The sequence below is a fragment of the Halobacillus kuroshimensis DSM 18393 genome (assembly GCF_000425705.1).
GTDB classification, from domain to species: Bacteria; Bacillota; Bacilli; order Bacillales; family Halobacillaceae; genus Halobacillus; species Halobacillus kuroshimensis.
Window position 1 is genome coordinate 529,406 of sequence record NZ_AUDY01000008.1, and the last position, 14,894, is coordinate 544,299.

The following is a 14,894-nucleotide window of genomic DNA, read 5'->3' on the forward strand; positions in this document are numbered from 1 at the left end:
ATGGCAGAAAAAAATAAACACTTAAACCGTTTCAAATATTCACAGGATCAGGCCATTGAGAAGCCTTTTAACTGGGCACAAATGTGGCGTCTGCTTACGTACATCAAGCCGTATACAAAAAATCTTCTGCCTGTATCCATTATTTCCATGCTGGTTTCCACACTGGTCCGGCTTATTGTACCGATTTTAATTGGTAAGGTGGCTATAGATGCTGCGATTGCAGAAAGAGACAACGGTTTATTGATCCAATTGGTGCTGGGAATCGCAGGCTTGTATGTTCTCAGCTATATCGCCAATGCCCTGAGGATTAAGTATGTCAACATTCTGGGGCAGAACGTGATTTATGATCTACGACAGCATCTGTTTTCCCATGTCCAAAGGCTGTCTCACAAGTTTTTCGATTCGAGATCTGCCGGTTCCATTCTTGTGCGGATTATGAATGATATCAACTCTCTTCAGGAACTGTTTACAAACGGGATTATCAATCTTCTGATGGATATTGTTCTTTTAACAGGGATCATCGCTATTCTGCTGGCGCTCGATCCGAAGCTTGCCCTGGCGATTCTCGTGATCATGCCGCTGATGTTTTATATCTCCACGAAGCTGCGGCGGAATATCCGACGCTCCTGGCAGCAGGTACGAATCCAGCAGTCCAGGCTGAATTCCCACCTGAATGAAAGTCTTCAGGGCATTCGGATTACCCAGTCTTTTACACAGGAGAAGGAAAATAACGAATACTTTGACGGGGTGAACACGGATAACTTTCTCGCCTGGAAGGAAGCGACCAAAAAAAGCGCCATGTTCCGTCCGTTTGTCGAAATGAGCAATGCCATCGGTACGGTGATTCTCGTTTCATTTGGGGCCTGGTTGATTCTACAGGGAGATATCGAGGTCGGAACGTTTGTATCGTTCGCCTTTTTCCTTGGGATGTTCTGGGAACCCATTTCCAGACTGGGAATGATGTACAACCAGCTTCTTATGGCGATGGCGGCTTCTGAGCGGATATTCGAATTCCTTGATGAAGAACCGAATGTAGAAGAGAAGAAAGACGCTGTGGAATTAAAAGAGATGAAAGGGCATATCGAATTCGATCATGTTCAGTTTGCCTACGATTCCAAGCGGATAGCTCTTCATGATATCAACCTTGAGATGAAACAAGGAGAAACGGTGGCGCTCGTGGGACATACGGGATCAGGGAAATCTACGATTGCCAATTTGATCAGCCGTTTTTACGACCCAACCAAAGGTGCCGTCAAAATCGATGGGGTGGATTTGAAGGATGCTTCCATTGATAGCATCAGACAGCAGATCAGTGTCGTTCTTCAGGACACGTTCATTTTTTCGGGAACGATCATGGAAAATATCCGCTTCGGGCGGCCGGATGCTACGGATGAAGAGGTGAAAGAAGCAGCAGAAGTGGTAGGAGCGGATGGTTTTATCCAGCGCTTGAACAACGGCTACGAAACAGAAGTAGAGGAGCGGGGGAATATCCTTTCAGCCGGAGAACGGCAGCTTCTATCCTTTGCCAGGGCCCTGCTTGCCAATCCGAGGATTCTCATTCTCGATGAAGCAACAGCGAGTATAGATACAGAAACCGAACTGAAGATTCAACAGGCATTGAAGAAGCTCCTGAAAGGTAGAACAGCCATTATGATTGCCCACCGCTTATCAACGATCCGGGAAGCCGACAACATTTTCGTGCTCGAGCATGGAAAGATTCTTGAGCAGGGATCTCATGATGAACTTATGGATCAGCACGGCGAATATTATGAACTTGTAAAAGCCCAGTTCCAAATGCTGGATGCAATATAACAAGTTACCCTGTAGAAAATTTCTACAGGGTTTTTTTATTTGAACAGCGTTAGAAAAGAACGGAGGAGGGGAACAGGCAGATAGGTCGACATCACGGATGGTCTGCGGTACGATAAGAATCGAAAAGACTTTGTGAAGTTTGTCACAAAATAGTCATCATCTTGAATACCACAACGGTGTTTTACGTTTTATACTAATCCCAGAAGAGATTTTGAGATTATTCCTGGGTAGGAGGGAACGAATTAAGATGTTTGGATTCGAAACCGTCGAAGTGAGTCGTGCGCTCACCGCGATGACACTATTATTTCACGCCATTTTCGCAACACTGGGAGTCGGGGTCCCCGTCCTTGTGTCCATTGCGGAATTCATCGGAATCAAGCGGAAAGATCCGCATTACACCCTGCTTGCCAGGCGGTGGACAAGAGGGTATACGATTACGGTCGCTGTCGGAGTTGTGACAGGGACGGCGATCGGTCTGCAGTTGTCCCTCATCTGGCCGAGCTTCATGAGGCTGGCGGGGAACGTGATTGCACTGCCGTTATTTATGGAAACCTTCGCTTTCTTCTTTGAGGCGATATTCCTTGGGATTTACTTATATACGTGGGACCGGTTCAAGAAGCCGATCTACCACTGGCTGTTGTCCATTCCTGTAGTCATTGGAGGAACGATGTCCGCCTTCTTTATTACAACGGTGAACTCGTTTATGAACACGCCGCAGGGGTTTGAGCTGGAAGAGGGTCGTTTTACATCGGTGGATCCACTTGCTGCGATGTTCAATCCTGCGACACCGACGAAGGTCTTTCACGTCATATCTTCCTCCTATTTAACCGCTGCTGCGGTGCTTGCAGGGATTGCTGCTTTCATCATTTTGATAAAAAAAGGATCCCTCTATCACAAAAAAGCATTAAAACTTACGATGACTGCCACTTTTATCTTTGCCATGCTTACAGCGCTCGCCGGTGATTTATCTGCGAAGTTTCTTGCTGAGCATCAACCCGAGAAGCTCGCTGCCGGGGAATGGCACTTTGAATCCGAAGAAGGCGCCGACCTTGTTGTATTCGGTACGCTGAATGAGAACAATGAAGTCGAAAATGCCATCAGGATCCCCAATGCTTTGAGTTTTCTTGCTCATGGCGATTTCAATGCAGAAGTGGAAGGCCTCGAGGAAACACCTGAGAACGAGCGGCCTCCCTTATGGATACACTATATGTTCGACCTGATGGTATCGATCGGTTTTTACACCCTGGGGATTTCCCTGCTCTTCCTTGTGCTCTGGAAATGGAAGAAAGGAAACCCGTTCCATCCTATCCTCTTGTGGGGAGTGGCAGCGACTGGTCCTTTGACGATGCTCGCGATTGAGTTTGGCTGGATTTATGCCGAAGTCGGGAGACAGCCGTGGATTTTGAGAGGTTTTATGACTGTTGCTGAAGGTTCGACGACATCCCCGTACATCGGCTGGATGTTTGCGCTGTTTGCTGCCGTATACCTTGTGCTCGCTGTTGGATGTCTGCTTACGTTACGCAAAATATTCAAAGGCAAACCGGCCGAGCTTGAACTGGAGCACCGCTTTCCGAATACAGCCGCAGCCAGCAGGGAGGGACAGTCATGAGCTATGAAATCATCGGTATATCCGTCCTCTGGTTTTTCCTTTACGGATATTTGATCGTCGCATCTGTGGATTTTGGTGCTGGCTTTTTCGCTTATTATGCAAGAATGACGAAAAAGGATCACTTGATTAATCAGCTGATCTCCCGGTACCTCTCCCCGGTATGGGAAGTGACGAATGTTTTCTTCGTCTTTTTCTTCGTCGGTCTTGTCGGGTTCTTCCCTGATATGGCGTATTATTTTGGGCAGTCCCTGTTGATTCCGGGAAGTATTGCGATTGTCCTCATTGCTATACGGGGTTCCTTTTATGCGTTTGAAAACTATGGATCCAAAGATAACTCTCTCTACATGTTCCTTTATGGAGCGACAGGCCTGCTCATTCCGGCCTCTTTATCCACCGCTCTGACGATCTCAGAGGGGGGCTTTATTGAAGAGACGGAAAATGACGTGCAGCTGCTTTACGGGGAACTGTTCTCAAACCCTTATTCATGGAGTGTCGTTTTTCTCGCCATCGTTTCCGTTCTTTATATCAGCGCGATGTTTTTAACGTATTATGCCCATCGTGCGGGCGACCGACCGGCACTTGAAATTGTCAGGAAGTATGCGCTGTTCTGGAGCTCTCCGACCATCATTGCCAGCTTGACGACATTCATTGCTTTGAGTCAGCAGAATCCAGAGCATTTTCAACGGGCGATGGACTTGTGGTGGGTGTTCGGAATTTCTGTTGGTTTCTTTATAACTGCGCTGTTCCTCGTCTATACCGGAAAGTTTTACGGATGGGCCTTTATCGCCGTGATGCTTCAGTTCTTCGTTGCCTTCTTTGGGTATGGAGCTTCCCATCTACCTTATCTGCTTTATCCGTACGTGACGATTTCCAATGCGGTTACGAATGAATCGATGGCTGTGGCGCTTGTCATTGTCTTCATTGCAGGTCTTCTCCTGCTGATTCCATCGCTGATTCTCCTCATGCGCATGTTCTTGTTCGATGCAGATTATGTGAAGGGAGAAAAATAGCAGGGATTCTTCTTTACTCTTACTGAAGAAAAACGACTTGCTGTCCGCACTTCATCGTGTAAGATTACGTATCACTTATGCGGATGCCAGCCTGACCAAAATAGATATCAATAAAAGGGAAGAACCTCTGTGAAACAGAGGTTCTTCCCTTTTTGTCCTTCAAGATCATAGTGGAAATGAACATATTCGTTATGCATCCTTTGGTTGACACAGCCTATTCAGACGCCTGCCTCGGGACGCATCATCCACCCGGTAGTCCTTGCACACCTTATTTCCACCGGATCATTCCAAACGTTTGAGAACAGCCGTCACAGGCGGCCGTTTACAGAATTTGCAGGGTCCAGCCTTCCCTCGGACCCGGCTGAATGGTCGGAGCTTCTGAAGGCAATGGAAGAACAAGTGGTTTCTACTTTTTTGTGTGATGATCACAATTGTGTGATAGAATAAGCATAGATTTTTTACGTGATAGATGGGGGTCGAGAGAGATGAAGAAAGAATTTGCCGTCATTGGTCTTGGACGATTCGGGGGCAGTATATGCCGCGAATTAAGCCGTGAAGGAATGGAAGTGCTGGCGCTTGATCTTGATGAGGATAAGGTCAATGAGTACAGGGATATTGCGTCCCATGCCGTCATTGCGGATTCGACGGATGAAAATGCCCTGAAAGAGCTTGGATTCCGCAACATTGATCATGTCATTGTTGCCATTGGTGACAATATACAGGCCAGCATGCTGACTACTTTGATTCTAAAAGAAATGGGCATCAAAATGATTACGGTCAAAGCCCAGAATGATTACCACGAAAAGATCCTGAACAAAATCGGAGCCGATCAGGTCGTCCACCCGGAACGGGATATGGGGAAAAGGATTGCCCATAACATCATTTCCAACAACATTCTGGACTACATTGAACTTTCTGATGACCACAGTGTCGTTGAGGTCAAAGCTGGCAGTAAAATGAGTGGAAGAACATTGGTGGACCTGGATATCCGAGCCGAATACGGATGTAACGTCGTAGCAATTAAACGGGAAAAAGATGTCATTGTCTCCCCGATGGCTACGGAGGAAATCAGGGAAAGTGATGTCCTGATCGTCATTGGCGCAGACAAGGATATCAGCCGGTTTGAAAAAAATCTTGTTGTTGAGGACTAAACCAGAAGCCCCGGTTCCTATATGGAAGCCGGGGCCTTTATTATAAATATTTATAAATAGTAATAAGGACTTGCCGCTCATTGGTCTCATTCGGAGGCGAGATTCAATCAGCTTTTCCTTTTTAAACAGCAGCCCCCTCGTTTAACAGGACGTTCGACTTTATTTTTCGTCGTTTCAATAACGATTGGGGTTGGGGTTTGTTTCATGGTCCGGTTGACCTTAACCAGTCTTTTCCTTCTTTTTTCTTTCATAGCCACCTCTCCTTACACCTTGATACTGTAGTATAAGCACACTATGGAAAAAGGGAAGGGCGCTTAACGCTCCCCGATATGAAATGGGTGCTTTACATAGCGGCCGTCCAATATGGAGTAGCAGGCAGAGCGGGGAGAATGGAATTTGTAGGAGATGATCACCATTTTCACCGTACTGTCCTGGTGACTTTGAAGATCATAAGAGGAGGGCACGGGTGCTGTTCCCGGATGGGTATGATAAACGGCCAGCACCTGCTGCCCTGATTGTTCAATGGCATCAAGGGTGGAAGAAACGATGGTCTTGCTGACAAAAAAACGGTGGGGGGAAGGGCGTTCGTTTACAAGCGGCCAGATTTGTTCAACTTTTTCATCGTGACCGGAGATCAGTCCGCAGGCTTCATTCGGCAGGCAGGTATATCCGTGATCGACCATTTGCTGATATAACCTCTGATCAATCCTCACCATTATCCGTTCCACTTCTGAAAAATGGAAAAGATCGAAGAGAATTCCCGTTTTTTAGCGGGTGTCTCCTTCTCTACTAACGTTTCTGACTCAGGATAAACGATTTCCGGCTTTTGCTTCTGGGTAATTTTAGCCTTTTCGATCGAGACAGGGGAGGTGCGTTTCATACCCTTAGAAGTCTGTTGTTCAGGGAGAACGGATTCCTCTGCAGGAATGGACGCGATGGTATGAGCGATGGTTTGCACCAGCGCTTTTTTATTTTCGGGCTCCTTTTGAATCGTGGTTACCGCCGGTGGAGTGTAGGAACTCACGGTCTGGGCGGGTTCTTTATCGTTTTTTTTTGAAGTTGACTTTAAGATGGTATTTTTGACAGGTTCAATAAACGGATGGCGGGACGACCGTTTCTGTCCTCTCCGAGTCGACTCGTGTGAGACGGGGTAGTTTTGCTGGTACTGGCCCGGTTGTGGTGGATAGTAGGAGGCAGGGCTGGAATAAGGATAAGGCTGCTGTGGAGGGTAATAATCCTGTCTCTGGGCTGGATACATGGGGGAGGAATGCAGCATCGTTTTCAGTCTCCGATACTCTGAAACTTTAGGACCTGCCTGCCCTTTAGCCGGAGTCTCCTGTTCGGCGTATTCCTGAGTCCTCTGCGCCTTCATCTCCGCTTTTAACTGATCAATTTCACTTTTTAACCGGTCATTCTCAGATTGCTGCACTTGTTCCTGTTCACGATCGTCCTGCTGCTCAATAATCACATTCATTTTTTGAATTAAATCTTTTAATTGCAGGCGGTCAAGCTTTTCCTTAATATCTTCCACATCGTCCTTCAATAGATGAACATGTTCACTCAGTTGCTGAACTTGAGCTGTGAGCTGATTCGTTCGCAGCTCAAGCTGCTGGTTGAATTCTTCCATTTTGTTGATAACTCCTTCTAACAATAACTTATAATGAAGCGGTTCTTTTCCCCTGTACCCATCCTCCACCGTCCAGTCACCATTTTCCAGAGAGTGGACCATCTCTTTAAAAAGGTTGATGTTCCATTTTAGGAGCTCCACATGGTCCGGGCCTGTATGGCTGTACTGTCCCATCATTCATCACCCTTACCAGCACAGTATTATAGTATTGATTCGTTCCTGATCCGTGACACATCGGTGAGGTGTTTTTAAGACACCTGCCTAAGGTTGTGAAACGGCTCTTTTTACATATCAGCCTATGCCCTCCCGGCTGTTGTTATGTGTGGAACATTTCCTTTTGGCTGGACAGACACCATATGAGGTCTCCTGCATGTAATATAGGTGTTCGCACAAAATTGTAAAATCCCACCAAACATCAGCGAATGTACTAGACCCAAGCTTTTTTCCAGACATATGCTACGAATGAAAGAAAAATCTTATTCGGAGGTGTTTGCTAACCATGCAAGCAAAAAATCTTAATGGGGGCCAGGAGCTCCTATGTATCAACACAACAAAAGTTTATGACTGGGTAATCAATGAGGCTTCGTTTGATTTAACAATCGGAGACTTTGAGCTTCCCGTCGGTCCTTCAGGAGAACAGCTTGAGTGTGAGGACATTGAAGAAGTCATCTGTACAGTAGAGCCGCGTGAAACCGATCCGATTGAAATCGTCGGACGCGTAGATCAGGAGCTTGTCGTTGACGGAACGCTGTTGACGCTTCAGCTTGTAAACATCCGTAAATACTTTACGGTAACCATTGCTGTAGAATTGACAGCAGAAAATGGTGGGGCAGTTGTAGAAGTAGGAGAAGCTGACTTTGTCCGCTGTGAGCAGGTACTATTGTGTGCGCCGGAAGGAACAGACGTCGAGGTTACTTATACAGATCTTGACTGTTTTGTTTGTAACTTCACGTGTGAAGAAAATGGCACAGCTGGAGATTCCCTTGATGACATCACGGTATCCGTCCGTCTCTGCCAAAGTATCCAATCCACATTTCCAGTAACGCTTGAGCTTATCGCTGAGTTCTGTGAGCCGCGTGACTTGCTTCCAATCCCGCCTTGCCCGGCTCCAACACTGCCACCACAGTGTCCGGTATTGTTCCCAACGGCTGACGATGGTGATAATGCGTAAACCAGCTGCATAAATACAAGAGAGGAAACCCTTCTTCTCTTGTATTTTTTTTGGAGGTGGTATGGTATGGAACGGTTGTTGAAGTTGAAAAAACAGCAGGAGGACCGCATCAAGGACATCCGGAAAAAAGTCACCGCACTGAAGGCAGGACAGCACAGGGCTGTTATCTGCTTTTTTACGTATTCCATCCACGTTTCCCATGATTCCGATCAGGAAAGCATGATGATCGCAAGCTTTCATATGCGTAACCTGGGGCATCAGGTGATGCATGAGCCTTACATCTGCCTGAAGATGTCAGAGGATTCCCCATGTCAATTCTCGGGAAAATATGTACATAAAGCTCAAGTCGCAAAAATGAAGGCAGCAGGTGCCTGGCTTCGGATGGATGAAGAACAGGCGAAGAACGAATTCTGGTTAAAACCCCTGGATCAGAATGAGATTGAACCTGGAGGCTCCCTGACTTTCGCGAATTTTCAGCTGAGGTGGAAACCGGAGAAATCCTATGCTTCCATTATGCAGGGATTTGCGTATGGAAAAGGATGGGAATCCGGTGTACCTTCCTTGAACCAGATGAGTGCAAGTGGTGTGAAAGGGGAGGGAGATTAATGGCGGAAGAAGATGTCCAGAAGTTTATAAAGCACTGGCTTGTTGATAAACTAAAACAGAAAAAGAGTGCCAAGCGGACAGAAGACCAAAGTTTTGTTTTTCTGGAGGAAGACTCCTTGAAGCTGCTTTTCCTATACTTGATACAAAAACAGGAGCATAGGGGAGAGTTGGAAAAGTCCCCCCCTATGGACGAGGTGGAACAGTGGATGGGGGATGTATTGGTACAGCTCGAAGAGATAGTGGCCCTATTAGATGAGGGGAAGGAAAGTGAGGAATGAAAGGATCTTGAGAACGGGAGGAATCCCCGTTCTTTTTTTGTTTACTGAAGATGCGATAAGGAAATACAAAGGGTAGACGAGAAATTCAGCAAGTTGAAAGGATGAAGCATATGTTTGAAAAACGTACAGGAGCATTACTGACACAGCAGTTGATCGACTGGGGTGTGGATCATGTATACGGCATGCCTGGTGATTCAATAAATGAATTGATTGATGATTTAAGAAAAAGAAAGGACGAAATCGAATTTCTTCAAGTCCGCCATGAGGAGACTGGTGCTCTGTCGGCAGCCGCATATGCGAAGCTTACCGGAAAACTTGGTGTGACAATGGGGATAGCCGGTCCTGGAGCCATCCATCTATTAAATGGACTTTATGATGCGAAGGCTGATGGGGCCCCGGTCCTCGCTATCGTGGGACAGGTACACAGCGAGGAAATTGGAACGGGAGCATTTCAGGAAATTAATCTGGAGCGTATGTTTGATGATGTATCGGTTTTTAATCAACGGGCGGAAACAGAAGAGCAGCTCCCGGATCTGCTGGACCAGGCAGTGAAGGAAGCTTATGCCAATAAGGGTGTTTCTGTATTGATTGTCCCGGATGATTTATTCGCTAAAAAGCAGAGCGATAACACGAGACGGACATCAGGGGAGTTCTTCAAACCTGAAATTTTCCCTCGTCAAAAACATTTAAACGAGGCAAGGAAACTGATTGAGAAGTCGGAAAAACCGTTGATTCTGGCAGGACAGGGAACAAAGTCTTCAGCCAATGAACTGATTGCCTTTGCTGAAACCATCAAAGCGCCGATCATTATGAGCCTGCTCGGAAAAGGGATTATTCCCGATAATCACCCGTATTGTCTCGGACAGCACGGGCAAATTGGTACCAAACCAGCGTATCATGCGATGAAGGAAACCGACCTTCTCATCTTGGTCGGTACCCAGTTTCCATATCGTGACTTTCTCCCGGAACAAGTGAATGCCATTCAGATTGATCGGGAGCCCGCTCACCTTGGGAAGCACTATCCGATTACAACCGGCCTTGCCGGAGACAGCCGGGAAACTCTGCAGGCGCTGACAGACGTGATCGAACCAGTGGAAGAACGCAGCTACCTGTCTTACTATCAGGAAAAGATGAAGGATTGGCGTATTGCTGTACAGGAGGAAAAGAGAAGGGAAGAGGACCCTCTTCACGCTCCACAAGTGATGTATGAATTGGAAAAACATTTGAAGCCGGGAGCAGTCGTTTCCGGAGATGTTGGGAACGTTACCGTATGGCTCACACGCTTCCTTCATCTCGTTAACCAGAAATTCCTTATTTCCGGCTGGCTTGGAACCATGGGGAGTGGACTCCCAGGTGCCATAGCAGCGCAGAAAGCTCATCCGGAAAAGCAGGTGGTCGGAGTATCGGGAGACGGTGGATTTTCCATGGTCATGCATGATTTCGTCACCGCTGTTAAATACGAACTGCCGATTAAAATGGTTGTTCTGAATAACAGTAAGATCGGGATGATCAAGTATGAGCAGGAACAGATGGGACACTTGAATTATGCAACAAACCTTGGTGAAGTGGATTTTGCCAAATTTGCTGAAGCCTGCGGAGCAGAAGGCTACCGTATTGAGTCCTATGAAGAACTTGGGACCAAAATGAAACAGGCATTCCTATCTGATAAACCGGTTCTGATTGATGTAGTCATTGAAGACCAGGCTCCACTTCCAGGGAAAATTGATTACACATCTGCTGTGAATTATTCGAAGTATATCGTCAAGGAATTCTTTGAATCCGGGACGCTGGACCTCCCTGACCTTAAGAAATCCATTCAACGTTTATTCTAATACAACATCAAAAAAGCCCGCTGTCTCTCGACAGCGGGCTTTTTTATTACACTTCCATAATGATTGGAAGAATCATCGGACGACGTTTTGTTTTTTCAAACAGGAACGGCGCGATGGTATCTGTAATTTCATTTTTAATTTCAGACCATTGAGTCGTACGGCGTTCCATCACTTTTTCAACGTGGGAACTGACGAGCTGCTGGGCCTCTTTGATCAAGTCCTCGGATTCCCTCATGTAGACAAAACCTCGGGAAATGATGTCAGGACCGGAAGCAATCTTAAATTCCTTCATGTTGATACTGACCACAACGATGACAAGCCCTTCTTCAGAAAGGATGCGGCGGTCACGGAGAACGATATTTCCAATATCACCGATGCCGCTTCCGTCTACATAAACAGAGCCGGACGGGATTTTTCCTGCCACAGAGGCTTCTTCCTTGCCTAAGGCAAGCACATCACCGTTATCCATAACGAAGCAGTTCTCTTCCTGAACATCACAGTCCAGACTCAATTTCACATGTTCTTTCAGCATGCGGTATTCACCGTGAATCGGCATAAAGAACTTCGGCTGCATAAGGCGGAGCATGAGCTTCATTTCTTCCTGACTGCCGTGTCCGGATGTGTGGATATCATTCAGTGGTCCGTGAATAACATCGGCACCTGCACGGTACAACTTGTTAATGGTACGGCTGACACTAATTGTGTTTCCAGGGATTGGGGAAGAAGAGAACACAACGGTGTCGCCTGGTTGAATTTGAATCTGACGGTGGGTACCGTTGGCGATTCTTGACAGGGCGGCCATCGGTTCACCTTGGGATCCGGTACAAAGGATGACAACTTCGTTTGCCGGCAGACGATTGATCTGCTGGGCATCAATGAATGTATCCTTAGGGGCACGGATATATCCAAGTTCCTGACCGATGCGGATGGAAGATTCCATACTACGGCCGAATACGGCAACTTTACGGCCATGTTTAATAGCGGCTTCCACGACCTGTTGAAGGCGGTGGATGTTCGACGCGAAGGTCGCAAAAATTAAACGGCCGTCCATACGCGTGAAGATGTCATGGATGCTTTGGCCCACAACACGTTCGGATTTAGTGAAACCAGGAACCTCACTATTGGTACTGTCAGAAAGGAGGGCAAGAACGCCTTCTTTACCGATTTCAGCCATTTTAGCAAGGTTGGCCGGTTCACCTACAGGAGTGAAATCAAATTTGAAGTCACCTGTGTGAACGACGTTGCCTGGTGGTGTTTTTACAACGATTCCATAGGAATCAGGGATGCTGTGTGTCGTCCGGAAAAAGGATACGGACGTTTTGCGGAATTTGATCACGTCTTCTTCCTGAATCGTGTTTAATTTCGCGCTGCGCAGCAGGCCGTGCTCATCCAGTTTATTACGGATTAAGCCGATGGCAAGCTTCCCTGCATAGATTGGAATATTGAGTTCACGCAGAAGGTAGGGAATACCACCGATGTGATCTTCGTGACCGTGCGTGATGAACAAACCTTTGATTTTATCTTGATTCTGCACGAGATAAGTATAATCCGGAATGACATAGTCGATACCGAGCAGTTCGTCTTCCGGGAACTTAATCCCTGCATCAATGAGGATGATTTCGTCTTGGAATTGTACGCCGTATGTGTTTTTACCGATTTCACCGAGGCCTCCAAGGGCAAACACGGCGGTCTGGTCATTTTTCACAAATTTCATCGGTTAAAACTGCTCCAGCCTGAAATCTTCGGATTGCTGCTCATATGCCAGGTGATCCTCATCAAGCACCTGGATATATTCAATATTAAATCCTGCATTTTTTAATTTTTCACGTACTTGTCTTTCGGTTTCCGCTTCCAGGTACATGCTGTCTGTACGTTCGCGGACAGGAACTTCAGTATCAAGCTCCTGATACAATACTTTGAATATCATTACGTTATCGCTCCTAACTAGATATAATTTCCACATTCTTGTCCTCTCATCATCATAGCACGATTCCAGCGTGTATGGTAATGATTCTTGTATGCGCAGGTGGCCGTACACCTGAAACAATGATTTACGCGTATGTCTTCCGCTTCATGAAATTTTTCCAACGTTTTCTAAGCTTTCTTCTCAGACGCTTCATCATTTGCATCCATCCCCTTTATGTTGATGAAGAAAACGCCAAAAACGTTAAACCGCCCAATCCCTGTTATCTCTAGTATAATACGGTTTGTGAAAGAATGAAACATTTACATTTTATATTTTGTCATTATGGTGTGTTTTTCTTCTCAAACCTATCCACTCATGCTACAGTATAGCCAAAGAGCAGGACATGCTATGATAAGAGCGTAGAAATGAAAGAATTTGAATATGCAGGAGGAACGCTTATGGATAAGAAAATTGCCTTTTTTGATATTGATGGAACACTGCTTGACCATGATAAAAAGCTTCCGGAGAAGACGAAAAAAGCGGTTCAGGACCTGAAGGATCAAGGCGTTTACTGTGCCATTGCCACAGGACGTGCTCCTTTTATGTACAAAGAGCTGAGAGAAGAACTTGGAATCGATTCCTATATCAGTTTCAACGGCCAGTATGTTGTTTTCGAAGGGGAGGAAGTCTATACGAACCCCCTCTCAGGGACTGATCTTGAAAAACTGCATGCACATGCAGAATCCAATGATCATCCGATGGTGTTCATGAACCATGAGGAAATGAGGGCCTCCACACCGGATCATGAAGATATTTCTTCCAGTCTCGGAACATTATACATTGATCATCCTGATGAAGATGCGTCTTTTTATAAAGGAAGAAACATTTATCAGTCCCTTATTTTCTGTGAAGGCGATGAAATTGAAGAGTACAGGGAAGCCTTTCCGGCCTTTGATTATATCCGCTGGCACCCGGTGTCCTGTGATGTGCTTCCCCGTGGAGGGTCGAAGGCAGAGGGGATTAAGAAACTCGTAGAAGCTGCCGGCCTCCGGATGGAGGACACTTTTGCCTTTGGAGATGGATTGAATGATATTGAAATGATCCGGGAAGTCGGAACGGGTGTAGCTATGGGGAATGCCGTTTCCGAAACGAAGGCTGTGAGCGATTTTGTTACGGTTGATGTCGGGGAGGACGGCCTGTCCCACGCGATATATGAACTTGGTTTATTAAAATAATGAAAAGAGCGCCGCTGAGTGATCAGACGGCGCTCTTTTATTAACGATCGGCGGGTGTGGCGTTTTCAGGTTCTTTAAACGGCTGCTCCTGGTCGATGTGATCGTAGAACATCACTCCGTGAAGGTGATCGATTTCGTGTTGAAAGACAATGGCCGCGTAATCCTTCAACCGAAGTTTCACATCATTTCCTTCCAAATCTGTCGCTTTTACTGTGATTCTCCGGTACCTTGGGACATACCCGGGCACTTCACGGTCGACAGAAAGACAACCTTCTCCAGTGGATAGATACGTACGCTCCACCGAGTGACTGACTATACGGGGATTGAACAGACCGTAACTGTATAGTTTATCTTTCATATCTGTAAAATGTACGGCCAGCATCCGCTTGTTCACATTAATCTGTGGTGCTGCGAGGCCGACACCGGGACGCAGGCCGTAGCGGCTGCACACCTGTTCATCCTGGCTGTTTTTTAAGTATTGGACCATTTCCTCCAATGTTTTCTTATCTTCTTCGGAAGGAGGGAGGGGTACTTCTTCCGTGACTGTCCTTAAAGCGGGGTGACCCTCGCGGACAATATCGTCCATTGTGATCATGAAACAACATCCTTTCAAGCTTATATCTTCATCTGTATTTCCATTGACAGGGCAGGTGAATC

General features: G+C 46.4%; 15 protein-coding genes. 9 read left to right on the forward strand and 6 right to left on the reverse strand.

The window, feature by feature from the left end; all coding sequences use genetic code 11:
* The 4 genes from H615_RS0104620 (at window position 1) to H615_RS0104640 (ending at window position 5,582) form a co-directional block, all read left to right on the forward strand.
* The gene (locus H615_RS0104620; RefSeq protein WP_027954039.1) at window positions 1-1,812 is read left to right on the forward strand and encodes an ABC transporter ATP-binding protein; all 1,812 of its coding nucleotides are present in this window, start codon (window positions 1-3) and stop codon (window positions 1,810-1,812) included.
* A 247-nt stretch (window positions 1,813-2,059) separates the two neighbouring features.
* Window positions 2,060-3,421, forward strand: coding sequence for a cytochrome ubiquinol oxidase subunit I (locus H615_RS0104625; protein WP_027954040.1), 1,362 nt, complete (start codon window positions 2,060-2,062; stop codon window positions 3,419-3,421).
* Window positions 3,418-4,431 carry a cytochrome d ubiquinol oxidase subunit II gene (locus H615_RS0104630; RefSeq protein WP_027954041.1) on the forward strand — a complete coding sequence of 338 codons (1,014 nt, stop codon included), beginning with the start codon at window positions 3,418-3,420 and terminating at the stop codon, window positions 4,429-4,431. Before H615_RS0104625 ends, H615_RS0104630 begins: the two co-directional genes overlap by 4 nt.
* A gap of 485 nt (window positions 4,432-4,916) precedes the next feature.
* The gene (locus H615_RS0104640; RefSeq protein WP_027954042.1) at window positions 4,917-5,582 is read left to right on the forward strand and encodes a potassium channel family protein; all 666 of its coding nucleotides are present in this window, start codon (window positions 4,917-4,919) and stop codon (window positions 5,580-5,582) included.
* 107 nt (window positions 5,583-5,689) lie between these two features.
* On the opposite strand, the gene H615_RS22280 is transcribed toward H615_RS0104640, so the two are convergent.
* From H615_RS22280 to H615_RS0104655, 3 genes are all read right to left on the reverse strand, one after another.
* Complete coding sequence (locus H615_RS22280; protein ID WP_156896443.1) at window positions 5,690-5,833, reverse strand: hypothetical protein; 144 nt, start codon at window positions 5,831-5,833, stop codon at window positions 5,690-5,692.
* 63 nt (window positions 5,834-5,896) lie between these two features.
* Window positions 5,897-6,298, reverse strand: coding sequence for a M67 family metallopeptidase (locus tag H615_RS20895; protein ID WP_051254593.1), 402 nt, complete (start codon window positions 6,296-6,298; stop codon window positions 5,897-5,899).
* Window positions 6,298-7,383 carry a hypothetical protein gene (locus H615_RS0104655; RefSeq protein WP_027954043.1) on the reverse strand — a complete coding sequence of 362 codons (1,086 nt, stop codon included), beginning with the start codon at window positions 7,381-7,383 and terminating at the stop codon, window positions 6,298-6,300. Before H615_RS0104655 ends, H615_RS20895 begins: the two co-directional genes overlap by 1 nt.
* 325 nt (window positions 7,384-7,708) lie before the next feature.
* Here H615_RS0104655 and H615_RS0104660 point away from each other — a divergent pair, with 325 nt between their 5' ends.
* The 4 genes from H615_RS0104660 (at window position 7,709) to H615_RS0104675 (ending at window position 11,096) form a co-directional block, all read left to right on the forward strand.
* Entirely contained in the window at window positions 7,709-8,380 is a 672-nt protein-coding gene (locus tag H615_RS0104660) for a BMQ_0737 family morphogenetic spore coat protein (RefSeq protein WP_027954044.1), read from the forward strand.
* A gap of 66 nt (window positions 8,381-8,446) precedes the next feature.
* A complete protein-coding gene (locus tag H615_RS0104665) occupies window positions 8,447-8,986 on the forward strand; it encodes a hypothetical protein (RefSeq protein WP_027954045.1) in 540 nt (179 codons plus the stop codon).
* Window positions 8,986-9,264: a hypothetical protein gene (locus H615_RS0104670; RefSeq protein ID WP_027954046.1), complete on the forward strand. Its 279-nt coding sequence runs from the start codon at window positions 8,986-8,988 to the stop codon at window positions 9,262-9,264. Before H615_RS0104665 ends, H615_RS0104670 begins: the two co-directional genes overlap by 1 nt.
* A 110-nt stretch (window positions 9,265-9,374) precedes the next feature.
* On the forward strand, window positions 9,375-11,096 hold the full coding sequence (locus H615_RS0104675) for a pyruvate oxidase (RefSeq protein WP_027954047.1): 1,722 nt from the start codon (window positions 9,375-9,377) through the stop codon (window positions 11,094-11,096).
* Between the two features lie 46 nt (window positions 11,097-11,142).
* Here H615_RS0104675 and rnjA read toward each other — a convergent pair whose 3' ends face one another.
* Complete coding sequence (gene rnjA, locus H615_RS0104680) at window positions 11,143-12,810, reverse strand: ribonuclease J1 (protein WP_027954048.1); 1,668 nt, start codon at window positions 12,808-12,810, stop codon at window positions 11,143-11,145.
* A gap of 3 nt (window positions 12,811-12,813) precedes the next feature.
* Window positions 12,814-13,023, reverse strand: coding sequence for a DNA-dependent RNA polymerase subunit epsilon (locus H615_RS0104685; RefSeq protein WP_027954049.1), 210 nt, complete (start codon window positions 13,021-13,023; stop codon window positions 12,814-12,816).
* A 437-nt stretch (window positions 13,024-13,460) separates the two neighbouring features.
* Here H615_RS0104685 and H615_RS0104690 point away from each other — a divergent pair, with 437 nt between their 5' ends.
* Window positions 13,461-14,237 carry a Cof-type HAD-IIB family hydrolase gene (locus tag H615_RS0104690; RefSeq protein ID WP_027954050.1) on the forward strand — a complete coding sequence of 259 codons (777 nt, stop codon included), beginning with the start codon at window positions 13,461-13,463 and terminating at the stop codon, window positions 14,235-14,237.
* Window positions 14,238-14,277: 40 nt separating this feature from the next.
* Here H615_RS0104690 and def read toward each other — a convergent pair whose 3' ends face one another.
* Window positions 14,278-14,832 carry a peptide deformylase gene (gene def / locus H615_RS0104695; RefSeq protein WP_027954051.1) on the reverse strand — a complete coding sequence of 185 codons (555 nt, stop codon included), beginning with the start codon at window positions 14,830-14,832 and terminating at the stop codon, window positions 14,278-14,280.
* Window positions 14,833-14,894 lie beyond the last annotated feature (62 nt).

Excerpts from the sequence above, each read along its gene's own strand:
- H615_RS0104630 (WP_027954041.1), top strand. The coding sequence starts at position 3,418 with ATGAGCTATGAAATCATCGGTATATCCGTCCTCTGGTTTTTCCTTTAC.
- H615_RS0104690 (WP_027954050.1), top strand. The coding sequence starts at position 13,461 with ATGGATAAGAAAATTGCCTTTTTTGATATTGATGGAACACTGCTTGAC.
- H615_RS0104660 (WP_027954044.1), top strand. The coding sequence starts at position 7,709 with ATGCAAGCAAAAAATCTTAATGGGGGCCAGGAGCTCCTATGTATCAAC.
- H615_RS0104675 (WP_027954047.1), top strand. The coding sequence starts at position 9,375 with ATGTTTGAAAAACGTACAGGAGCATTACTGACACAGCAGTTGATCGAC.
- H615_RS22280 (WP_156896443.1), bottom strand. The coding sequence starts at position 5,833 with ATGAAAGAAAAAAGAAGGAAAAGACTGGTTAAGGTCAACCGGACCATG.
- rnjA (WP_027954048.1), bottom strand. The coding sequence starts at position 12,810 with ATGAAATTTGTGAAAAATGACCAGACCGCCGTGTTTGCCCTTGGAGGC.
- H615_RS0104665 (WP_027954045.1), top strand. The coding sequence starts at position 8,447 with ATGGAACGGTTGTTGAAGTTGAAAAAACAGCAGGAGGACCGCATCAAG.
- H615_RS0104620 (WP_027954039.1), top strand. The coding sequence starts at position 1 with ATGGCAGAAAAAAATAAACACTTAAACCGTTTCAAATATTCACAGGAT.
- H615_RS20895 (WP_051254593.1), bottom strand. The coding sequence starts at position 6,298 with ATGGTGAGGATTGATCAGAGGTTATATCAGCAAATGGTCGATCACGGA.
- H615_RS0104640 (WP_027954042.1), top strand. The coding sequence starts at position 4,917 with ATGAAGAAAGAATTTGCCGTCATTGGTCTTGGACGATTCGGGGGCAGT.
- H615_RS0104685 (WP_027954049.1), bottom strand. The coding sequence starts at position 13,023 with ATGATATTCAAAGTATTGTATCAGGAGCTTGATACTGAAGTTCCTGTC.
- def (WP_027954051.1), bottom strand. The coding sequence starts at position 14,832 with ATGATCACAATGGACGATATTGTCCGCGAGGGTCACCCCGCTTTAAGG.
- H615_RS0104670 (WP_027954046.1), top strand. The coding sequence starts at position 8,986 with ATGGCGGAAGAAGATGTCCAGAAGTTTATAAAGCACTGGCTTGTTGAT.
- H615_RS0104655 (WP_027954043.1), bottom strand. The coding sequence starts at position 7,383 with ATGGGACAGTACAGCCATACAGGCCCGGACCATGTGGAGCTCCTAAAA.
- H615_RS0104625 (WP_027954040.1), top strand. The coding sequence starts at position 2,060 with ATGTTTGGATTCGAAACCGTCGAAGTGAGTCGTGCGCTCACCGCGATG.